Annotated in this window: 19 protein-coding genes and 2 CRISPR repeat arrays; of the genes, 18 read left to right on the top strand and 1 reads right to left on the bottom strand. The window is 52.5% G+C overall.

Translation table 11 applies throughout. The annotated features are described in order from the left end of the window. From BM181_RS15500 to ruvC, 3 genes are all read left to right on the top strand, one after another. The coding region (locus tag BM181_RS15500) for a hypothetical protein (protein WP_256211284.1) at nucleotides 1–756 on the top strand (756 nt) is incomplete at its 5' end. A 159-nt stretch (nucleotides 757–915) separates the two neighbouring features. Further along, the gene (locus tag BM181_RS03980) at nucleotides 916–1644 is read left to right on the top strand and encodes a YebC/PmpR family DNA-binding transcriptional regulator (RefSeq protein WP_075442527.1); all 729 of its coding nucleotides are present in this window, start codon (nucleotides 916–918) and stop codon (nucleotides 1642–1644) included. Between the two features lie 67 nt (nucleotides 1645–1711). Next, entirely contained in the window at nucleotides 1712–2206 is a 495-nt protein-coding gene (ruvC, locus tag BM181_RS03975) for a crossover junction endodeoxyribonuclease RuvC (RefSeq protein ID WP_033169411.1), read from the top strand. 58 nt (nucleotides 2207–2264) lie between these two features. On the opposite strand, the gene BM181_RS03970 is transcribed toward ruvC, so the two are convergent. Further along, the gene (locus tag BM181_RS03970) at nucleotides 2265–2720 is read right to left on the bottom strand and encodes a DUF441 domain-containing protein (protein ID WP_075442526.1); all 456 of its coding nucleotides are present in this window, start codon (nucleotides 2718–2720) and stop codon (nucleotides 2265–2267) included. Nucleotides 2721–2934: 214 nt separating this feature from the next. Next, a CRISPR array of direct repeats spans nucleotides 2935–3578; the repeat unit is 29 nt; unit sequence GTATGCCCCACGCATGTGGGGATGAACCG. 11 nt (nucleotides 3579–3589) lie between these two features. On the opposite strand from BM181_RS03970, the gene cas1e reads away from it, so the two are divergent. The 15 genes from cas1e (at nucleotide 3590) to BM181_RS03895 (ending at nucleotide 22132) form a co-directional block, all read left to right on the top strand. Beyond that, a complete protein-coding gene (cas1e, locus tag BM181_RS03965) occupies nucleotides 3590–4531 on the top strand; it encodes a type I-E CRISPR-associated endonuclease Cas1e (RefSeq protein WP_075442525.1) in 942 nt (313 codons plus the stop codon). Further along, the gene (cas2e, locus tag BM181_RS03960) at nucleotides 4506–4787 is read left to right on the top strand and encodes a type I-E CRISPR-associated endoribonuclease Cas2e (protein WP_218150092.1); all 282 of its coding nucleotides are present in this window, start codon (nucleotides 4506–4508) and stop codon (nucleotides 4785–4787) included. Before cas1e ends, cas2e begins: the two co-directional genes overlap by 26 nt. Before the next feature lie 251 nt (nucleotides 4788–5038). Then, nucleotides 5039–6532 (top strand): type I-E CRISPR-associated protein Cse1/CasA, encoded by a 1494-nt coding sequence (gene casA / locus BM181_RS03955; protein WP_082336155.1) that lies wholly within the window; start codon nucleotides 5039–5041, stop codon nucleotides 6530–6532. Continuing rightward, nucleotides 6522–7025, top strand: coding sequence for a type I-E CRISPR-associated protein Cse2/CasB (gene casB / locus BM181_RS03950; RefSeq protein WP_256211292.1), 504 nt, complete (start codon nucleotides 6522–6524; stop codon nucleotides 7023–7025). Before casA ends, casB begins: the two co-directional genes overlap by 11 nt. A 2-nt stretch (nucleotides 7026–7027) precedes the next feature. Next, the gene (cas7e, locus tag BM181_RS03945; RefSeq protein ID WP_075442521.1) at nucleotides 7028–8176 is read left to right on the top strand and encodes a type I-E CRISPR-associated protein Cas7/Cse4/CasC; all 1149 of its coding nucleotides are present in this window, start codon (nucleotides 7028–7030) and stop codon (nucleotides 8174–8176) included. Between the two features lie 13 nt (nucleotides 8177–8189). Then, entirely contained in the window at nucleotides 8190–8873 is a 684-nt protein-coding gene (gene cas5e / locus BM181_RS03940; protein WP_075442520.1) for a type I-E CRISPR-associated protein Cas5/CasD, read from the top strand. Next, a complete protein-coding gene (gene cas6e / locus BM181_RS03935) occupies nucleotides 8860–9474 on the top strand; it encodes a type I-E CRISPR-associated protein Cas6/Cse3/CasE (protein ID WP_075442519.1) in 615 nt (204 codons plus the stop codon). The genes cas5e and cas6e overlap by 14 nt, the downstream gene beginning before the upstream one ends. 25 nt (nucleotides 9475–9499) lie before the next feature. Then, nucleotides 9500–12100, top strand: a complete 2601-nt coding sequence (locus BM181_RS03930; RefSeq protein WP_075442518.1) for a CRISPR-associated helicase/endonuclease Cas3 — start codon at nucleotides 9500–9502, stop codon at nucleotides 12098–12100. Between the two features lie 88 nt (nucleotides 12101–12188). Beyond that, a CRISPR array of direct repeats spans nucleotides 12189–12646; the repeat unit is 30 nt; unit sequence TGTATACCCCACGCATGTGGGGATGAACCG. 640 nt (nucleotides 12647–13286) lie between these two features. Beyond that, nucleotides 13287–13886 carry a Holliday junction branch migration protein RuvA gene (ruvA, locus tag BM181_RS03925; protein ID WP_075442517.1) on the top strand — a complete coding sequence of 200 codons (600 nt, stop codon included), beginning with the start codon at nucleotides 13287–13289 and terminating at the stop codon, nucleotides 13884–13886. Nucleotides 13887–13924: 38 nt separating this feature from the next. Beyond that, entirely contained in the window at nucleotides 13925–14929 is a 1005-nt protein-coding gene (gene ruvB / locus BM181_RS03920; protein ID WP_074515023.1) for a Holliday junction branch migration DNA helicase RuvB, read from the top strand. A 12-nt stretch (nucleotides 14930–14941) separates the two neighbouring features. Beyond that, the gene (locus tag BM181_RS03915) at nucleotides 14942–15571 is read left to right on the top strand and encodes an epoxyqueuosine reductase QueH (RefSeq protein ID WP_075442516.1); all 630 of its coding nucleotides are present in this window, start codon (nucleotides 14942–14944) and stop codon (nucleotides 15569–15571) included. After that, nucleotides 15564–16736, top strand: a complete 1173-nt coding sequence (locus tag BM181_RS03910; RefSeq protein ID WP_075442515.1) for a SpoIID/LytB domain-containing protein — start codon at nucleotides 15564–15566, stop codon at nucleotides 16734–16736. Before BM181_RS03915 ends, BM181_RS03910 begins: the two co-directional genes overlap by 8 nt. Nucleotides 16737–16755: 19 nt before the next feature. Further along, a complete protein-coding gene (gene queA / locus BM181_RS03905; RefSeq protein ID WP_075442514.1) occupies nucleotides 16756–17859 on the top strand; it encodes a tRNA preQ1(34) S-adenosylmethionine ribosyltransferase-isomerase QueA in 1104 nt (367 codons plus the stop codon). A 373-nt stretch (nucleotides 17860–18232) separates the two neighbouring features. Continuing rightward, nucleotides 18233–19912, top strand: a complete 1680-nt coding sequence (locus BM181_RS03900) for a vWA domain-containing protein (RefSeq protein ID WP_075442513.1) — start codon at nucleotides 18233–18235, stop codon at nucleotides 19910–19912. Nucleotides 19913–19939: 27 nt separating this feature from the next. Further along, nucleotides 19940–22132: a transcriptional regulator gene (locus BM181_RS03895; RefSeq protein ID WP_075442512.1), complete on the top strand. Its 2193-nt coding sequence runs from the start codon at nucleotides 19940–19942 to the stop codon at nucleotides 22130–22132. Nucleotides 22133–22152 lie beyond the last annotated feature (20 nt).

Here is a 22152-nt window from a genome sequence, read left to right as displayed (position 1 = left end):
CCAACGGTAACGCCGACGCCAACGGTAACGCCGGAGCCAACGGTAACGCCGACGGTAACACCGGAACCAACGGTAACGCCGGAACCAACGGTAACGCCGGAACCAACGGTAACGCCGGAACCAACGGTAACGCCGGAACCAGCGGTAACACCGACGCCAGTGGTGACACCAGTTACTGCTGAAGTGCCGGAGGTGGTGCCGGCAGCGGCCGATAAGCCTGCGGGTAAGACGGAGGCTTATGCAGCGGAGCGTCCGCAGCTTGATCCTGTAAAGGGAACGGTGCAGTCTGGTACGGCGAGCTATCAGCTGGCAGATAGCAAACAACTGCAGCCGGGACAGGCGGCAGATAATGTAGTCGAGCGGGTATTAGGCTTGACGACAGCACGGTTGCCAGTAGTTCGCATACATAATGGTGTGCAGATTAATTATGGGATGTATGCTTTGCAGGTCGATCCAGATGAGGTGAAGATGGAGGCAGTGGAGCAGGTGCGTACGGACTTGCCGGCTGCCAAGGGCCGTGAAACCCAGCGCACGTATAAGGCAAGGCTTATGCTTGCCAATACGGCAGGGACATTTGATTTGTCCTATGACGGTGCGGCACTATCGATTACCCCTGTGGATCACGCAGCATTTGACATGCTGAACCATGGTGGAGCCCGGCATAATGTGGATGTTGTGTCCAAGGCTTTGCATGTTGCGTTCAGCGAAATGGGATTAGAACTTGAGGATTTGGATGTTATCTATGTTTGCTTCTAAATAAGGTAAACAGCCCCTAAGGTATGAGAGCTGCTCCGTGCCTAAGGGGCTGTTGTTTGACGAACGCCGGGAAACGTAGTATACTAAACCAGTTAGTACAGAGTAAATTCCTCTTGTATGCAGGAGGGAAAACATAAGAAAAAAGGAGCGGTGTTCCTCATGTCAGGACATTCAAAATGGGCAAATATCAAACGTAAAAAGGGCGCAAACGACGCAATCCGCGGTGCACTCACGACGAAAATCGGCCGTGAGATCACGATTGCAGTTCGCATGGGCGGCAGCGACCCGACGGGCAACATGCGTCTGAAACTTGCTCTTTCGAAGGCAAAAGCTAACAACATCCCGAAAGACAATATCAAGCGCGCTATCCAGAAGGGCGAGGGCACGACGGAAGGTGCAAACTACGAAGAGCTGACCTATGAGGGCTATGGCCCGGCTGGTACGGCTGTCATGCTCGACATCCTCACGGATAACCGCAACCGTACGGCTGCTGATGTCCGCCATCTGTTCTCGAAACACGGCGGCAACCTTGGCCAGGATGGCTGCGTTGGCTGGATGTTCCAGAAGAAGGCTATCTTCGTTGTCGAAAAAGAGACGTTTGCCGATGAAGATGCGCTGATGGAAATCGTGCTCGAGGCTGGTGCCGACGACATGAAGGACGAGGGCGAGGTCTTCGAGATTACGGCTGATCCGGATGCTTACGATGATATCGAGGCAGCCCTTGAGGCCAAAGGCATCGAGACGGCATCGTCAGAAATCACGATGGTTCCGGACAACACGGTCAAGCTCTCCGGCGAAGACGCTGAGAAGATGCAGAAACTCGAGGATGCGCTCGAGGAAAACGATGACGTCCAGAACGTCTACAGCAACTACGAAATCGAAGAATAAGCATCGCTTCGGAAATACAAAGGGGCTCAGAGCATGAGCCCCTTTTCTGCTATCGGGAGGAGAACTTATGTTAGCTTTGGGCATTGACCCGGGAACAGCGATCTGCGGCTATGGCTTTGTCGAGTCAAAGGGCAGCCGCTTGATTCCGCGTGCCTATGGGTCGATCTTTACGACGCCGAATATGAAAATGGAAGACCGTCTGCTCAAGATCCATACCGAACTTGATGCGCTGATAAAAAAATATCAGCCCGATGTCATGGGCGTTGAGAAACTCTTCTTCAATCGCAACGTCACGACGGCGATTCCTGTCGGACAGGCGCGCGGCGTGGTACTCTTGGCCGCGGCGCAGAACAACCTGCGGCTCGTCGAGCGCACGCCGATGCAAATCAAGCAGGATGTCACGGGCTATGGCAAAGCGACGAAACAGCAGGTCATCTACATGGTAACCAAGCTCTTGCACCTGCCCGAGCCGCCGAAACCGGATGATACGGCTGATGCTTTGGCCGTTGCCATCTGCACGACCTATTGCATGAACGACGCCGTTTGGCGCAATCAGCTATAAGGTATAACAAAACGGAGTCTCTTACTTTTGGAAGTAGGAGACTCCGTTTTTATTTCTATCAGTGAACAGCCTTTAAAATCCAAAGGACAAAATACGTAAGACCGCCAGCAATGAGCGGGCCAACGGCAACGCCGTGGAACAGCAGGACGCCTGCCATCGTGCCGATGATGAGCGCCGGGATGACATCGGGGCTGTTCTGCAAAAGCTCAACGCCGCCGCCGCCAGCCACCGCCGCCAAAAGACCAGCGACGATAGCGATGATTCCCGCATGGGTGCGGAAGGCATCGAGCATGGTCTGGATCGTGATCGTGCCATTGGCAATCGGCACCAGAATCGCCGCCGTCAAAATGATGATACCCCAGTTAAGCCCCTGGGAACCCAAGGCATTGAGCGCCGTCGTAAGCCCTAAGATCTTCAGCCCCAATACAATCGCCGCAGCATAAAATACCGTCATGTTATGGCCAATATAACTAAGCAGCAGCACCGCGCCTAAGGTGATATATTCGATATACAAATCGTTCAGCTCCTTTTGTGAATTACTATATCATTATACACGGAGATGGGGGAGAAGAAAACTTTTTTTGGCAGTGTATGAGCGAGAGGATGAAGGATATATCGCATACCACAATTTATAATTGACTTTTTTGTGAATTGTGAATATGATTGAGGAAGACACATAGCAAGGATTTTGAAAGTGAAAATGGCGTAGTTAAGCCATTTTTGCTAGTGTGTGCCCCACGCATGTGGGGATGAACCGCGCACATGATTGTGTATATTCCAGCATCGGGAGTGTGCCCCACGCATGTGGGGATGAACCGGTCGAGCTGTACGGTGGCGGCGCCGAGGACGCGGTGTGCCCCACGCATGTGGGGATGAACCGCTTTGTGGTATTGATGTGGACTACAACAATAGGTGTGCCCCACGCATGTGGGGATGAACCGTAGGTGTGCTTGCAGAAAATGCTGTCGAGAATGTGTGCCCCACGCATGTGGGGATGAACCTGTCAATAAATTCATTTTTAGTCATAACATTTACACGTATGCCCCACGCATGTGGGGATGAACCGAGGTATGAACCCAAGAGAACATAACAAGGGCTGTATGCCCCACGCATGTGGGGATGAACCGCAATACGGACAACGTTTTTTGACTGCCATGATGTATGCCCCACGTATGTGGGGATAAACCGTAATGCCCTTGAGTTTATATTTCGCGCTACTGCGTATGCCCCACGCATGTGGGGATGAACCGGCGAAACAGTCGGGGAAATTTCCGTAGGGATTGTATGCCCCACGCATGTGGGGATGAACCGCAGCGGCAACGGCACGGCCTGCGGATGCCTCGGTATGCCACACGCATGTGGGGATGAGAGGAGGAGGGGCTTATGGCGAAGGATTTGAAAGAATTGCCTAAATTGCGCGATAGTATCAGCTACCTTTATGTGGAGCATTCGATAATCGATCAAGAGGGTTCGTCAATTATTTTGCACCGTGGTAGTGAGGATGTACCTGTTCCGGTCTCGTCTTTGACTTGTTTAATGTTAGGCCCGGGGACGAATATTACGCATGCGGCGATTAAGACGGCAACGGAAAATGGCTGTATGATTGTATGGTGTGGGGAGCACTGTGCAAGGTTTTATGCGGCAGGGCAGGGGGAGACACGCAGTGCCAAGAATACTCTGTTGCAGGCAAAATGCTGTATGGATGAAAGGCTGCATATGATTGTAGTCCGGCGGATGTATGAACTCCGTTTTCCTAAGATGGATTGTTCACAGATGACATTGCAACAGATTCGTGGTATGGAGGGCATCCGGGTAAGAAAATCGTATCAGATGGCGGCGAAGATGTATGGGATTCCTTGGCATAAGCGTGATTATAAGAATACAGATTGGGATAGTTCGGATGCTGTGAATCGGGCCTTGTCATCTGCGAATAGTATTCTTTATAGTGTGTGCCAGGCTGCAATCTATTCTTTGGGGTATTCTTCGGCGTTAGGCTTTGTACATACAGGTAAGATGCTGTCTTTTGTCTATGATGTGGCAGATCTTTACAAGGCAGAGACAACAATTCCTGCAGCTTTTGAAGCAGTGAAGTTGGATGCGAAACAGCCGGAGAAACATACACGAAAACTTTGCCGCAAATATTTTCACTCAGCAAAGCTTATGAAACGTATTGCGCTAGACTTGGGAAAACTTTTTGAGGACTTGGAAAATGAACAAGTTGAGACGAAAGAGACTGGAGACCTATGGGACGATCAGTATGGTGCTGTCGATGGTGGCGTGAATTATGCGGGAGAGGTCGATGACGATGGTTGTGATGGTGATTGATAATGAGCCAGCCAAATTACGTGGGGAATTGACCAAATGGCTGATGGAAGTAAAGCCAGGCGTATTTGTGGGACAGGTCAGTGCTATGGTCAGGGAACGATTGTGGAATAAAGTATATGAGAATGAAAGATTTACTGGGGCTGTCATGCTTTATAGTATGAACACAGAGCAGGGCTTTGCCATGGAGATGTGTGGCGATCCAAAACGCAGAGTCGTCGAAATCAATGGATTACAATTGATAGGCGTACGTGGATAGGAATGTTCGTCCTTGTGGATGGCATACGATGTATGCTAGTATATAAATAATCTCATGCTAGTGGGGATGAACCGTTGTTTTTCTTTAAGAAATCAATGGCGGTATAAAACCCCATAGGCATGAGATTTTCTTTAATAATAACAACTTGATTTTTATTACCAGACGTGCTAGTATGATAGAAGAAGATAAAATAATTACAATAACTATCAATTACAAGGTGAGATTTGATCTGTGCTAGTGAGGTGAATGATATGATGTTTGATATTCGGACGGAGCCGTGGATTCCAGTACAGGATATGATGACGGGAAACGTTCGAGAAGTGGGCCTGCGCGAGCTTTTGGAGCATGCACAGGATTACCGGCAGATCAGCGGGGAGAATGCTATGGAAACGTATAGCATGTATCGTTTTCTGTCGGTTTTTTTATTGCGGGTCTATCAGCCGAAAGATTGGGAAACAAAATATGAGATGCTTGCAGAAGGCCGTTTTGCGATGAAACGAGTGGAGGATTATTTCTGTCAGTGTGAGCTGGCTGGGGTAAGCTTTGATTTGTTTGATGCGGAGCGGCCTTTTATGCAAGCAAGTCCCAATGATGAATACGATGCAGATAAAAATATAAAATCGATTGCCAGCTTAGATGGAACGCGGGCGAGTGGCAACAATTCGATTCATCATGACCATACGTTAGAAGCTGAGGCGACGATGACGCCAGCGCAGGCAATGCGGGGGCTTTTGACAGCACAGATTTTTGCCACGGCTATGTCAGGCGGGTATCCCTCCAATGTGTATGGTGCGCCGCCGATGTTTTTCCTACCCGAAGGCAGGAATCTTTTTGAAACATTGGTCTTATCGATGCCAGCAGCGAAAAAGGAAGATAGCGGCAAGCCTGTCTGGGAGAATCCGCGGGAAATCATACCGAAGGCTGATGTAGCAACGGCAGACCAATTATATGGGATGCTATTTCCTGCCCGGCGCATCCGTCTTTGTCCGCCGGAGGAGGGGATGGTTCGCAGGATGTATTATCAGCCCGGGCTGCACTTTATCGGTTTTGCTGGTTGGGAAGATCCGCATGTAGCGCGGCGGCCGAATAAAGATGGCGATTTTGTGTCAATCAAACCGTCGCTGGATCGGGAACCCTGGCGCAATTTGATTTCACTGAATCAATTTTATGCAAAGGGAGCACCCTCTGTGTTGCGCGATTTTGCGGAGATTTTGCGGGAGGATAATCGTCATGATATGCCGGTCATGATGTTTGGTCTGGCTACGTCGAACGCATCGCTATTAGGCTTGCAGCAGGGAAAAATCCATTTGGATAATCGCATTGTGGCCGACGCAGAAAAGGTGGACGTGCTAGTTAAAGCATTAAGCCTGGTCGAGGCCTTGGGCCGTCAGCTGAACAGTAAGAATAATGGGCTCGTGGCAATCATTGCACCGGAAAACAGCAGCCGTGGACAGCATGAAGCAGATGCCTATCGTCACCGCTTTTTTGCGTATTGTGAAGGAAAAGTTCCTGGGTATATGGACCAGTTGGCGCAAGCGGTAAGTTTGGACGATTATCGTGTGCTGAAACAGGAATGGCAGCAACTGTTGTTGACAGGAGTTAGTAACCTTGTTCAGGAAGCGGAGCATAGGTATTGTTTCCGTGCGGCAGATTTAGTCCGCGCGCAGCAACAGGAACGATTCTTGTTTGGTAAACTTTATAAAATCTTACGAGAGGCGGGATATTGTGCAGACGATGAAGAGTAATAAGTCAGAATGGTTGCTAAATGCGCAGGAGTCGCTGCGTTCGCGTCCTGCTGATATAGTGGCTTTGCGGCGGGCGGCTGGCCGGACGTTATCCACGGCAGGAGCAGCGGCGCTGAGTGCATTTTATCGGCTTTATCCGGATGGACGGGAAGAAGAGAAACAGTTCGCAACGGTATGCTTGATGTGTTTATGGCGTGAAGATGAATGGGATAGGGGCCAATCAATCCCTAAGGCGGTCAAAAGCAGTCTCACGGCAGAGCAGCAGCAGGAATTTCCCCGTCGCTTGCAAGTTTTGCTGGACATGCCGTGGGACACGACAGGGTATTTTATCGGAAAACTGTATCGCGTTGCCAGATTTTGCCGCAGCAAAGGGAATGTAATCAGTGCCCAGAACCTGTTGCGTGATTTGCACAGCTGGGATCATCCCGACCATTTTATCCAGCGGAATTGGGTGAAAGACTTTTATCAGGTGGAGCGTAAAGGAGAGAAATGACGATGTTACTTGAAATTCACATGTTAAAAAATTATCCTGCTACGAATCTGAATCGTGATGACATGGGAGCACCAAAATCCTGTATGTTTGGCGGTGTACAGCGCTCACGGATTTCCAGCCAGTGCCTCAAACGCAGCTGGCGTGTGTCGCCGCTATTCCAAAAGGAAATGGCTGGTCATTTAGGCGTCAGGACGCGGAAGATGCCGCAGCTGGTCAAAAATCGTTTGTTGGAAATGGGCGTGGCAGAAGAAATGGCACTGGCAGCTGAGAAGAAGCTGACAGGATTTGCCAATAAGGCTGGCAAAGAACGCGACGATGGGATAACGAGCCAGATAGTCCTTTATGCACCGGAAGATATCCAAGCAATAGCGGATGCGGTAAAGGTGCATATTGATGAAGCAAAAGATGCGAAAGCTTTTACCAAAATAAAGGCGACAGATATAGAAAAAAGTGTTACAGGGGCTGGGGCGCGGCCTGTTTCTTTGGATATTGCCCTGTTCGGCCGCATGGTGACGTCGACAGCTTTCGCCGATGTGGAGGCTGCGATGCAGGTTGCACATGCGTTTTCAACGAATCGTGTCATCATGGAATCCGATTTCTTTGTGGCGATGGATGATATGATCGATGGGCAGGAAGAACTCGGGGCAGGTATGATGGATAATGTCGACTATAATTCCTCCTGTTATTATATCTATGCATCGCTGGATATGGATAAACTGCTGGCTAATCTAAAAAATGCGGAGAACCCCGAAGCGCTCGTGGAGGCAGTTATTCCTTCGTTACTGCGTACGATGGCCTATAGTAATCCTAGCGGAAAACAAAATTCGTTTGCCGGCAATGTGCTGCCAGCGGCTGTTTTAGTGGAGTGCAAAGATTATCCGGTACCAGTCAGCTATGCCAATGCCTTTGCAAAACCAGCCAAAGCATCAGCAAATACGGATTTGGTCGAGGATAGTATTGCTAAATTGCAGCAGCACGTCTTGGCAACGGCTAAGGCATTCCCGTCGCTTTCCACTGCCCATCGCGTGTGGCTTGATGCCAGCGGTGCAGCTGCGGAGCAGGATGACCTCTGGGGGGATAATCTCAAGGTAGAGACTGCACAAAATTACGATGAATTGATAGAGATGGTTCGTGCTTTTTTGCAGAAATAAGGGGTTGACAGCTATGAGTACAATCCCAATCTTAGTCTTGCGTTTAGAGGGTGTTTTGCAGAGCTGGGGCGAGCGGAGTAAATGGGATTACAGGGACTCGGCAAGCCTGCCGACGAAATCCGGAATCGTGGGCCTGCTCGGCTGTGCTTCCGGACTGGAACGAGAGGATGCCCGGCTGGCAGAATGGAATCAAAAGCTTCATGTTGCTGTACGGGCAGATCGTCAGGGAACGGAACTGATAGATTTCCATACGGTGCGGTCGTTGCAGCTGATGACTGCCCAGGGGACAATGCGCAATAAAAAGGGAGAATATGGGACTTTAGTGACGCATCGTACCTATATACAAGATGCCTGTTACACGGTTTTTGTTCAAGGGGAAGAGAACCTGCTGATGCGTCTTGAAGAATCCTTGCAAAAGCCCAAGTGGCCGATTTTTTTAGGCCGTAAAAGCTGTGTGCCCTCGCGGCCGGTCCTTGAGGGGATAACAAGGGAGTATTCGTCATTGCTGGAGGCTGCTGAGAAGCTGCCATTGGCTGCTGGCTGTCAGGCGCGGGACTGTTTGGTGGAATGGGAATCTACCGATGGTGGTATGGGCTGGGAGCGCCAAGATGTGAATTGTGGCGGCCGTTCCTTCCATACGCGCTTGGTTTCACGCAAAATCATCCATAAGGAGGCGGCGGTTGATGTATCTGAGTAAGTTTCATTTGGATATCTGCAATGTCATGATGCGGAAATGTCTGGCTGATTGCCAGATCATGCATCGCAGTGTGCAGCGATTGTTTCATTGCAGCCGCGAGGAGAGTGGTGCGTTATACCGCATAGATACGCAGCGGCTGAATATCTATATCTGGTCAAAAATCGCGCCGGATATTACGGACATTCCCGAGGGGATGGAACTTTTGGGGGTAAAGAATCTCCAGGGAATGGAGGAGGCTTTGCAGCCGGGAAGGTGTTTCCGGTTTGATATTTTGGCGGCACCAACTAAGAAAGTTCCGCGCCGGGAGGGAAACAGCCAGCGGCGTTTTTTGCGGACACCGGCTGAACGTATGGACTGGCTTCGCCGCAAAGGGGAGCAGTATGGATTTGCTATCCTTTGTGTGCAGGAAGGCAAGAAGGATATAGCAACGGGAAAGCACGATGATGCGCATGGTGGAAGGATGAAAGACCAGGCGGTGCTGTTCCAAGGCCTGCTGAAAATCACCCAGCGGGACTTATTCTGTAAGTGTTGGCGCAATGGCTTGGGGCCAGGTAAAGCCTATGGCCGTGGTATGTTATTGCTAAAAGCTGCGCAGGTTTGAACGGCTGCGGTCAGGAGTCAAAGCTATGGACGAAGAATTATATCAGTCGTTGCAAGACAGCATCTGGGCCAAAAGCGATCCGTATAAACCGCTATGGATGCATCTGCTCGAGACAGGTGTAGCAGCGCAGTCTTTGCTGAAAGACGGGAGTTTTCGCCCTTTGACGGCAGAATTGCAGCGGTATTTGCCTTTGAATGAGCAGCAAGTGTATTGCTTGGTGGGGTATATGGCTGCGGTTCATGATATCGGCAAGGCTTTTCCTGCGTTCCAGCAGCAGGCAGAGGGAAGCAAAAGTGCGGCCGTACTGAAACAGGCAGAGCTGCTGTGTCCGGATGCCAAGGGATTCCGCCATGAAGTATATGGCGAGGAAAAACTCTATCGGCTATGGAAAGAACAGGGCCTCTTTGGCAGTATGCGCGAACGACATCGGATGGCAGCGGTGATTGGCAGGCATCATCAGGGAAAGCACGAAACGCCTTTGAGCAGAGGCTATGGCTGGGATGATTTACGTGAAAAGATATGGACGCGCTTGCAGATGAAACTCGAAAAGCAGATGCGCGAAATATTTCAGCCGGAAAATGTCCTTCCCGCGCATTATGATGCTGTCTGCATGCTGCTGCTGGGTATCATTGTGACAGCCGATTGGATTGCCTCGGGGGATGAATTTGCGGATTTATCTGCGGGGCGCACGGTGGAGCAGGTGATTGCAGATACGGAACGGATCATGCGGCGATTCCTGCAGCAGAACCATCTGTGTCATCATCCCCCACGTACAGAAATCGATTGCTTTACGAAACTATGGCCGCAGATTCCGGCGGCGGGAATGCGTCCTTTGCAAAAGACAATCGAAACGGTATTGGCTGATGAAAAAGAGATGCCATTGGCGGTAATCTTGGAGGCACCGATGGGCTGCGGAAAGACAGAAGCAGGCTTATATGCAGCTTGCCGGCTGGCACAGCGCTGGGGCAAGGAAGGCTTTTATGTGGCACTTCCGACCTCGGCGACAGCAAATCAAATGGTGGGGCGGATGAATGCGATGCTGGCGGGGCTTAACGACCCGCAGGCGAAACTGATGCATGGTATGGCTTGGCTGCAAGATGAAGCCGAAAGGTCTTTTCAGACAGAAGATGCTGGCGTTGCGGAACTATGGACTTCGCCAATGCGACGGGGGCTTATTTCGCCGTTTGCTGTCGGAACGATTGACCAGGTAATGATGGCAGCCATGAAGGTAAAATATGGCTGCCTGCGGCTCGCTGGTCTGGCTCAGAAGGTACTGATTATAGACGAACTGCATTCCTATGACGCGTATATGAGCAGCATCATAGAGAAACTGCTTTGCTGGTGCCGTGTACTGCACATCCCTGTGGTCATGTTGTCAGCGACACTTCCGGCAAGCAGTAAGGAAAAGTTTGCCGCATGTTATGCGTACGAAGAAGGTCTGTTGGATTCGGCAACATATCCGGCGGTTACCCTGCTATACGATGATAAAATGCCAAGACAGATAGCGGTGGCGGGTGGTCAAGCGGAAACGAAAGTAACGATAGATTGTCAGCCACTATTAGGGGATACGGATAAGATTGCAGAGCTTGTAGAGCAAAAAGCTGCAGTGGGTGGTTGTACCTGTGTATTGGTGAATACGGTAAAAGAGGCGCAGGACACATACCGAGCCATACGCAAGCGCTTGCCGGAATATCCTGCCATTTTATTTCATGCCAGATTCCATGCGAAACGTCGGAATGAGATTGAGCAGGAGTGCTTAGAAAAATTAAGCACCGATAAGAAAAAGCGTCCGCAAAAGTTGATTGTGGTAGCGACACAGGTCGTAGAACAGTCGTTGGATTTGGATTTTGACTATATGATTTCGGCAATATGTCCGATAGACCTTTTGCTGCAACGCATGGGAAGATTATGGCGGCATAAAGATACGCTGCGGCCGCCAGGCATAGATTCTCCGCACATGACAGTTTTGGTGTCGAATGACGATGACTATGGCAGTACCGGTTTTGTTTATTATGAGCTATTATTGCAGCGAACAAAGGAAGAACTGCATAAGCTTACGGAAATCTGTTTGCCGCGTGAGATTCCCATCTTGGTGCAGCGGGTATATGAAGGTGCACCGACGACTGAGGAGCAACTAGAGGAATGGATGTCATATGGCATGGATAAGGAGGTGAAGGAAGGCGCTGCAAAAATAAAAGAACTGCCATTGCCTATGACTGATGCGTTTTGTTTGTATGGTGGCGATGAAGACATTTTCTCAGACAATGAAGTGGATTTTATGGCGGCGAAAACGCGCTTGGGAGAAGCCAGCGTACGCATTGCAGTCATTCCACACGAAGAATTCGAATGTTTGCCCGCAAATGGCAAAGTGCGTCGTAAACAGGCCAAGGAGATATTAGGCCGGAGCGTGAGTGCAGCGGCAAAAAATATACAACCAGAAAAACTTACTTGCCGCAATGGCGAAAAGGCTTGGAAAGGTGAGGGACTATTGCAAGGCTTGTTCGTATTTCCCGGTGATGATGGCCGCTGCGAATTCGCTAATGGCAGCTGGTTGGAGCTCAATCATGAATATGGCTTGCTGATGGATGGAGATTTGACTTTTGACAAGTCAATATATGGACATTGACATTAGCCGTGCAAAATAATAAGATTGAGTCAGACACATAGCGGTAAGTTTTTGCCGAAGAATGGCGTAATCAAGCCATTTCTTCTAGTGTATGCCCCACGTAGGTGGGGATGAACCGCCCCGTCTCGCCCTCTATGACGCCGAACAGGTGTATACCCCACGCATGTGGGGATGAACCGTTCTGCGTCATCGTCATCGTAGCTGACGAACTTGTATACCCCACGCATGTGGGGATGAACCGCCCCGTCTCGCCCTCTATGACGCCGAACAGGTGTATACCCCACGCATGTGGGGATGAACCGAGTTTAAGATTGACCCTCGTGTTGTAGCAGCAGTATACCCCACGCATGTGGGGATGAACCGAGTGGCTCGCAGATGGTGGCGCTATCCCGGACGTATACCCCACGCATGTGGGGATGAACCGCACCGAGGTAATCGGCATCAGTCGCAATGGGCGTATACCCCACGCATGTGGGGATGAACCGGATGCGCGGTGTGTGTGACGACGTGGACGCGGGTATGCCCCACGCATGTGGGGATGAACTGGACAAATACCTATGCTCTAAAAGAGACAAAGAGCATTATATAGGGAGATGGGAATATGTGCTTTCGCAGTCATTGCGGGGAGTATCCGGATGGTTGGATGTAATCACTCCATTGCTATATATTCCAGCAAAGAAAAAGCGGCCAGCGCACACGATGACATGCGTTGACCGTCCATAGGTATAAGAAAAGCCCCTTGGTAGCTACTCCAAGGGGCTTCGCTCATTGCTCGATATTTATTACCTTTAGCTACAACCATTATATCATATCTTGATAATTTAGCAACGATAATATAAAATAAAGCATGCTGCGGATCATATCCCTTACCGTAGTGAAGGGAGGTGAGCTCGTTGTTCGATGATATTTATTACCTTTTTCTGTCGGTTGTAGCAGGTGTAATCAGCTACTACATCTGCAAGTGGCTGGATCGGCAGTGACGCAGCAACAGCACGAATGCTCTGAATAGCTACCAGAGCGAAGGCCCGGCCGGATGGTCGGGTTTTTTGATTATGTCAATCGTGTCAGTAGGTGGGGAACTTTTTGTGGTAAAATGTGTATCATCTAGCACCGAGTTGTAGGAGAATACTCAATTATGCTATACTAATAAGGTTACAAGTTTTCTTTTATTGGAGTGAACCTTTCGATGATTGGATTTTTGCGGGGGCAGGTGGCGGCGCTCAAGGCTGACTACTGTCTGCTCGATGTGAATGGCGTGGGGTATCGGGTCTTTGTGGCCGGGTCTACGCGGAATAAGCTGCGATTGAAGGAAGAGACGCAGCTCTTTACCTATATGAATGTCTATCAGGATGGCATTACGCTTTATGGGTTTGCCAGTGAGGATGAGTACGATATTTTCCAGCTGCTGATTGGCGTGTCGGGCATTGGTCCGAAGGTGGCGCTGGGGATTTTGTCGTCGATTACAGTGGATGGCCTTTGCAAGGCAATCCAGAATAAGCAGGCTACGGTGCTGACGAAACTGCCGGGTATTGGTAAGAAGTCGGCGGAGCGCTTGATTTTGGAGCTCAAGGACAAAGTAGGCTTTGCCACCAGCGATGTGGAGGAAGTCTTGACGCTGGATATGGAAGGCGCTGTGGGCGATGATATCATCAGTGAGGCGCAGGCGGCACTTATGGCGCTGGGCTATAGCCAGGCGGAGATCGCACCAGTGCTCAAGCAGGCCTCGAAGTGCAAGACGACGGAGGAAATCATCAAACTGGCACTCAAGCAGCTGAATAAATTTTAAAGGGGGGCTGAGGCTTGGCAGAAGAAGATTTTTACGATATGGATATTGACGATGGCCGCATCGTGGCGATGGACGAACAGCGCGCTGATGATTGGCAGTACAGTCTCCGCCCGCGCAAGTTAAGTGAGTATATCGGCCAGGACAAGGCCAAGAAGAACCTCGATATCTTCATCAAGGCGGCGATGAACCGCGGCGATGCGCTCGACCATGTGCTGTTATACGGGCCGCCGGGCCTTGGCAAGACGACGCTGGCGGGCATCATTGCCAATGAGATGGGCGTGAATTTCCGCCAGACTTCGGGGCCGGCTATCGAGCGGCAGGGAGATTTGGCGGCGCTTTTGACGAATCTGCAGGAGCACGATGTGCTCTTTATCGATGAGATCCACCGCTTGTCGCGCAGTGTCGAGGAGGTTCTTTACTCGGCGATGGAGGACTTTGCGCTCGATATCATCATCGGCAAAGGGCCTAGCGCCCGCTCGATTCGTCTGGATATCGCGCCCTTTACGCTGATTGGCGCGACGACGAAGGCGGGGTCACTGGCGGCACCGCTGCGTGACCGCTTTGGCATTATTTCGCGGCTGGAGTATTACACGCCTGAGGCTTTGGTGAACATCATCAAGCGGGCGGCTGAAATCCTGGAAATTCCCATCGAGGATCGCGGTGCCTTGGAGATTGCGCGCCGTTCGCGGGGGACGCCGCGTATCGCCAACCGCCTGCTGAAACGCGTGCGCGATGTGGCGCAGTACGAGGGGCAGGATGTCATCACCGATGAGCTGGCGGATAAGGCTCTGTCCTTGCTCGAGGTCGATAAGGCTGGCCTTGACCATACGGACCGGCGCATGCTGTCGACGATGATCAAGAAGTTTGGCGGCGGCCCGGTGGGGCTTGATACGCTGGCGGCGGCTATCAGCGAGAGCACGGATACGATCGAGGATGTCTATGAGCCGTTCCTTATCCAGCTCGGCTTTGTCAACCGTACGCCGCGGGGCCGCGTGGTCACGCGGGCTGGCTATGAGCATATGGGCATAGCCTATCCGGAATAAGGGAGAGAAACGATGAAACTGCTTTTACATATGTGCTGTGGGCCGTGTGCGTGCTATCCGGTCAAGAAATTGCGCGCAGATGGCATCGAGCCGGTGGGATATTTCTTCAATCCAAATATCCATCCGTATACCGAGTGGGACAGGCGGCTCAAGACAGCGAAGGAATTTGCCGAAAAGGTCAAGATGGAATTTTATGCCGATGAGAACTATCGTCTGCGTGACTTCTTGAAAAAGGCACTGCCAGCAGAGGCGCTGCCCAATGGCCGCTGCACGATGTGCTATACCTGGCGGCTCGAGGAGGCGGCGCGCTTTGCGGCAGCAAATGGCTTTGATGCCTTCACGTCGACGCTTTTCTATAGCATCTACCAGCAGCACGATTTGATGAAGCGTACGGCCGAAAAGTTTGCCGCGCAGTATGGCGTGCAGTTCTACTACGAGGATTTCCGTCCCGGCTGGCAGGAGGGCATCGACATCAGCCATGAGCTGGAGCTTTACCGTCAGCCATACTGCGGCTGCATCTTTAGTGAAGAGGAGCGCTACAGCAAAGCCATCCGCAAGCAGCGGCGCAAGGAGAACAAGGCAAAGAAGCGGGCCAGACTGGCGGCTGAGGCTGCGGCGGCGAAGGAGGCAGGCCATGAATAAGTGTGGGAAGATTCTCGGAGCAGTCTTTGCGGCGGCCCTGTTATTTTGGCCGCTTGCTGCCGAGGCCGCCTGGCAGCCCGATTTGCTTATCGGTCTGCAAACGGGGCAGACGGCGGTCAAGGTCAGTGTGGATAAGGCTTTTGTGATTCGCACGGTCAAAGATCATAAGGTGCTCTATAAGGGCAGTGCCGATAAGCCGCTGACGATTGCCTATCGTGATGGCAGTTTTGCGGTAGATGGCAAAAAGCTCAAGGCAGGCCAGGAGGCTATCGAGTGCATCGTGGCTGATGAACGCCAGCTGGCGCAGCAGGTCACGCGCATCAATGGCCGTGCCTATCGCGGGGCGGTGCAGCTGCAGCCGAAGGGTGCGGGCTTTACCGTGGTCAACCATGTGACGGTTGAGGAATATCTGCGCGGCGTGGTGCCTGAGGAGATGCCGCCTGAGTGGAATACCGAGGCGGTCAAGGCACAGGCAGTGGCCGCGCGCACTTTTGCCTTGAGCAGCCGCAAGCGTCATGCCAGTGAGGGCTATGACCTTTGTGCGACGACGCATTGCCAGCAGTACAGCGGTGTTGCCGCTGAAAAGGCTGGCGCTGACCGGGCCATCAAGGCCACGGCCGGTGAGGTGCTGACGTACCGGGGCAAGCTGATCGATGCTCTGTTCCATACGGATTCAGGCGGCATGACCGAGAACAGCGAGGATGTCTGGGGCAGCCGGATTCCGTATCTGCGGGCGGCCAAGGAAGTGCATACCAAGACGTATCCGTGGGAGAAGAATATCACGGCGGCAAATCTTGCCTCTGTGCTTGCCAGCCATGGCAAGAATGTCGGTGCGCTAAAGAAGGTGGAGCTTGCCGATTTGCAGCCAGGCAAGCGCGTCAAGGGACGTACAGCTTCGGGCCGCGCCCAGCAGGTACGCTTTACGGGCAAGCAGGGCACGGCGCTTGTCAGTGGCAACGATCTGCGCAGCTGGCTGGGCCTCAAGAGCACGATGTTTGACATCTCGCTGCGCGCCGGTGTGGTCTTTATCCGCGGCTATGGCTGGGGTCATGGACTGGGGCTCTCGCAGTGGGGAGCCAAGGCGTATGCCGAGGAAAAAGGCTATAAATATACGGAAATCCTTAGCAATTATTATGCGGGGACGACGCTGAAGAAACTATATTGATAGATTGAAGGACGAAAACATGTTATTATTATCCGATTTTGATTATGAACTGCCGGAAGAGCGCATTGCACAGGTTCCTATCGAGCCGCGCAACGCATCACGGCTGATGGTGCTCGACCCCGTGGAGAAGACCATCGAGCATCGTCATTTTTATGACCTCAAGGAATATCTGGAGCCGGGTGATACACTGATTTTCAATGATACGCGTGTTATGCCAGCTCGTTTGATCGGGCATCGTGACCAGACGGGCGGCAAGGTCGAGGTATTCCTGTTGCGCCGTCTCGATGCTACGCATTGGGAGACGCTGGTAAAGCCGGGCAAAAAGGCCAAGCCGGGCAATGTCATCAATTTCAGTGACGAGCTTTCGTGCACCGTTACGGATCATACGGATTTTGGCGGCCGCATCGTCGAATTCAAATTCGAGGGCGTATTCGAGGAAATCCTCGACCGTCTCGGCGAGACGCCGCTGCCGCCATATATCCATGAGAAACTCGAGGATAAGGAGCGCTATCAGACGGTCTACAACCGTGAGGAAGGTTCGGCCGCTGCGCCGACGGCTGGCCTGCACTTCACCAAGGAGCAGATGCAGGAGCTCAAGGATATGGGCGTAAATCTCGGCTTTGTCACGCTGCATGTGGGCCTTGGTACGTTCCGTCCGGTAAACTGCGAGGACATCCAGAAGCATGATATGCATAAGGAGTTCTATCGCATCTCGGATGAGACGGCTAAGCTCATCATGGATACAAAAAAAGCCGGCCATCGCGTCATCGCGGTCGGCACGACGAGCATCCGTACGCTGGAATCGGCGGCGGACGGCAAGAATGAAATCAGCGGCAAGAGCGGCTGGACCCAGATTTTCATCTATCCGGGCTATGATTTCAAGATCATCGATGGTATCGTGACGAATTTCCATCTGCCGAAATCGACGCTGATCATGCTGATCAGTGCCTTCGGCGGCCGCAATTTCATTCTTGATGCCTATAAGAAGGCTGTGGAGATGAAATACCGGTTCTTCAGCTTTGGCGATGCCATGTTCCTGCGGGTACAGCAGCCAAAAGACGAAAGAGACAAAGAGCTCTTCGAGCTTGAAGCCAGCCATCAACAGAATACTGTGGAAGCGTGATTCCGCTACTTGATAAGTCTCCGGCTTTATGCCGGGGGCTTTTTTTTATTGGAAGTTTCTTCGATGATTCTAAAAAACAAATGAGAATAATTTTTATCTAATCGTAAAAAAACATTTAAGTGAGTTTAATTGTTCTATAGTACCATGCTAAACGTGCACATAATAGATAGGATAAATCATAGGATAAAGAAAAGGTAACAAAACCATTAAAGGTGGCTGGAAATCGGCGGGAAGGATGGTGGGAAGTTTAGAATTTGAAAGCGAGATTAAAGCCTGGGAATGATGTGGATGATTGTGAGGAGGAGGAACAACGAAAAGGATTCAATGGAACGTTTTTGGACGGATAGCGGCTGTTTTGACGGCAGGCCTGCTGATGCTCGGGTGCCGGGGAGAGGCAGCCGGGCAGGTGGGCCTGCCCCAGCAGCTGCAGCGGCAGGAAGTTGTTTTCCTGCTGGACGCCAGCCAGTCGATGGTGGCAGCAGATCCCTTGCGGCTGATGCCGGAGACGGCGCTGGAGATGTGTGCAATGCTGCCAACCAATTGGGCGGTCGGGATATATGCGTATAGCGATCAGGTGAGTCTATTGCAGCCGCTGGCAGGGCTCAGCCGCTTGCCGGCGCCGGCTTTGCAGGGGATGCAGTACGGCGGCTATACCAATACAGGCGCGGCCATGCAGCAGGCGGTCACAGCCTTTGCCGCCGATGGCGCGTCTGCGCGCAGCATCGTGATTGTCACGGATGGCGAAATCATGCTGCCGACGAGCGAAGAGACCGTCGCATCGGTAAAGGCCTTTCAAGAGGCGATGGCTGCCTGCCGTGAGCGCGGCATCCGGGTTTATGTGCTGGCGCTTGGCGGCAGTCAGACAACGCCGCAGGCCAACATCTACGCGAGTGATATTACTTATGCGACGGCGCCGGATATGGCAGCTGTGCCAGCTGTCGGGGCCCAGCTGCTGGCTCAGAACTGGGCGATTGGCAAAAGCGAGCGGACAGCCGATGCGAGTGGCAGGGCCGACCTTTCGCTGCCGGTGCCAGCAAGCGCGGTCCGTCATCTGCGGCTGGTGGTTCGCAAGGGCGATGGCAGTGCGACGCAGGCAAAACTGGTGGGGCAGGATTCGGGACATCAGGTCTACGATGGCCCGTCCCTTACCATCTGGGATATCAAGAATCCTGCGGCGCATATGGCGCTTACCGGATTGCCGGCTGGCCAGCAGGTCGAGCTGTATCCGCAGCTGACGGCGGATTTGCAGGCGGAGCTTGTGGCTGGCGAAGCGGATGACCAGTGGCTGAAGCTTAGTGTGCGCACCGCCGATGGCGACAGGCAGCCGCTGCTGGATGATCGGGCGCTGGCGGACAAAGAAATCGCCGTATGGCTCGATAACGATTACTATCCGGGCTATGTCCGTGATGGCAGCATCTGGGTGGAGCTGCCGCAGGATTGGCAGGGCGCGGAGAACATCCTGCCGGTCTTTTCGGCCTGGGGCTGGAATGTGGACTGCACGCCAGCATCGCTTATGATAGCTGTGCCGGAGAAAAAGCAGCCAGCAGAAGGCTCCTCGGTGCCTTGGCTGCTGGCAATCGGCGGCGGGGGCGGAGCCTTGGTGCTGATTGGTCTGCTCGTTGCCGTGCAGCTCAAGACGCGGCGGCAGCGGCGCCGGCAAAGACCGCTGCCTGCGCAGCAGCCTTTCTGGGCAGAGCGCTATGTCGGAGAGCTTACCATCCGCGATATCCGCACCCGCTCGGGGCGCGATCACCGCGTGCGGGTGCTCAATCTGTATCGTCACTTGGAGCATACGGCGCTGCCGCTGCGGCGTCTCTTCCATGAGTGCCAGCTTCCCGATACGCTGCCCGGGCTCGATGGGCTCAGCGTCCATCCGGGCAAGGCAGGCATTTGGCTCGACAACGATTCGCAGGCAACCCTGCTCAAGGATGGCGAGCTTATCCTGCGCGGTACCAGCTGCTTCATGGGCTACGATGAGCCGGTGCAGCTCTCCTTCGGCGATGAACAGCTGGCATTGACGATGGTACTCAAGGATCTGAAACCACAGACCTGAGAAAGATATGAAAAGGAGTTAGACAAAATGGCAAAAATCATTTCACAGACGAACCGCACGCTGCTGTTCGAGGAAATCAATCCGGAAAAGCTTGACCTGCTCACGATGGTCGGCGATACGAATGCGCTGGACAGCTTGAGCGATGAGAAAATCAAGGAGCTCAATGAAAAGCTTTTGGTGCATGATTTCCAGGAATTCCTCGATAAGTTCGACCCGGTCGTGTATTCCTTCTTCAATGCCAATACGCAGCGCGTCATGTATACGCTCAAGCGTCCCGAGAATGTGCCCGATGATTTGCTGACGGCCATTCATCTGAACATGCACAACGATTTCTTGCGTATGCTGCTGACATTGGTGGACACGAAGCGCTCGCAGGGGCTTTTGAATGTCGATTTCAAGTTCGAGAAGCTCACGGATCTCATCTCGCCGCACAAGGTCATGGAGGATATCAAGCAGGAGCGCAAGGAGCTGCGCTATGTCTATAGCAAGTATGTCGAGCTCGAGGATGGCGACCCGAAGAAACTCGACTGCGGCGACAAGCTCAATGTCATGTTCGAGGAGGCCAGCAAGAACTACAACAATGTCATGGCCATGCTGCCGCTGGCTATCGAGGATATCAAGACCCGCCTGCTGCTCGGCACGGAGCAGGGGAATCAGCAGGACACGGCGCTGGCCCTCGGCGTGCTCACGATGGGTGACAGCGGTGAGCTCAAGGTCATCGAAGCGCCCAAAGAGCAGACACATGCGCTGGTGACGGTGGATGACAATATCAACGAAGGCCTGATTGCAGCCATCGAGGACGACTATGAGGCGCTCAATGCGGAAAACCATAACGACTATGTCAAATCCCTCGTTGCGCGTACGTTCTGCCCGTTGCCGTCGTCCATCGTTTCTGCGGTCGATGTGGCGCAGGAAATCGAAAACTACAATACGTATCTGGATTTCTACAAGCAGGCCAAGGACGACTTCATCAAGACCGTCAAGCCGCTGATCGAGAAAATCCTCGGCGTGCGGATGTTCTTCGAGCAGTATCCGGCCCGCACGAAGGGCATGCGCCCGGCGCTCTTCATCACGAATGTCAAGAACGACCTGCTGGCCCAGGCCAAGAATTTGCCTCGCCTGCGTACGTTCCTCAATACGGTAAATGCCAAGAACGATTTCAAGAACACGGTCTGGTACGCCATCTATCCATCGCTGGAGCTTGATCGCCCCGCGAAGGCGCGCATCACGCGGCAGCGCTTTGCCGGCAACAATGCGCCGAAAAATACCAGCGCCAACAGTCTCGAATCGCTGAGTGCAATCCTCGATGTACTCAAGGATTTCCGCGTGCAGTGCTTCTTCAACTTCGAGACCAGCGACAAAACGAGCTTCAGCAGCATGGCGACCGAGGGCATCGACAAATACGTCGAGCGCTGCGAGCCGCTGACGGACCGCTCGTACAGCGAGTATGCCATCCCGTGTCTGCCGAACTTCACCGTGATTCCCCGCGACAAATCCGGCGTACTGCTCGATACGAAGATGAAAATCAATGCGAACAATATCGCCGAACTGTCAAAGGATCAGCAGGATATCATGAAGCTTTGGATCGATGGCGTCTATATCGATGCGGCCTATGTGGCAGCTGGCATCGAGGCGACCTGCCAGGACCCTGTATTCCTGCGCGATGTATTCCGCCGCGATGTCGACAGCGAGCTGCCGGGCGTAGCCTTTGACTTCGAGTCTGGCGACCATGCCCTGCAGGTGCGTACGACGCTGGCCAAGGAAATCACAGGCTTCACGAATCCCATCAAGGATGAAATCAACCGCCGCGGCTTTGGTTTTGTCTTTTCCTCGGAAAATGCCGTATTCGCCGGCCAGCATATCACGAACATCATGGTCTACAAGGCACGCAATCTGCTCTATGATGAGAACCTCGGCGTCTTCGAGCCGCTCTACAAGACGCAGGTCACGACCTATATCGAGCGCATCCTGCGCCATGCTTCGGGCGACTTCAAGCAGGATCATATCGTGGAGTTCTTCAGCAACAACCCGAACAGCCAGAAGAGCAAATGGCTCAGCAAGCGCAACATGGTCAATGCCATCATCGGTGTCGGCGACGATATCGACTATGCTATCGACGAAGAGAACGGCATGTGCACGCTCGATATCACCTTCAATGGCAATATGCGCAATCTCACCATCGAGACCAATCGTATCACGACAGCTCACCGCGCCTCTTGACGCGAGCTCAGGCTGCCAGC

The organism is Pseudoselenomonas ruminantium (assembly GCF_900113715.1).
In the GTDB taxonomy this organism is placed as follows: Bacteria; Bacillota; Negativicutes; order Selenomonadales; family Selenomonadaceae; genus Selenomonas_A; species Selenomonas_A caprae.
This window is presented reverse-complemented; position numbering and strand designations above follow the sequence as displayed.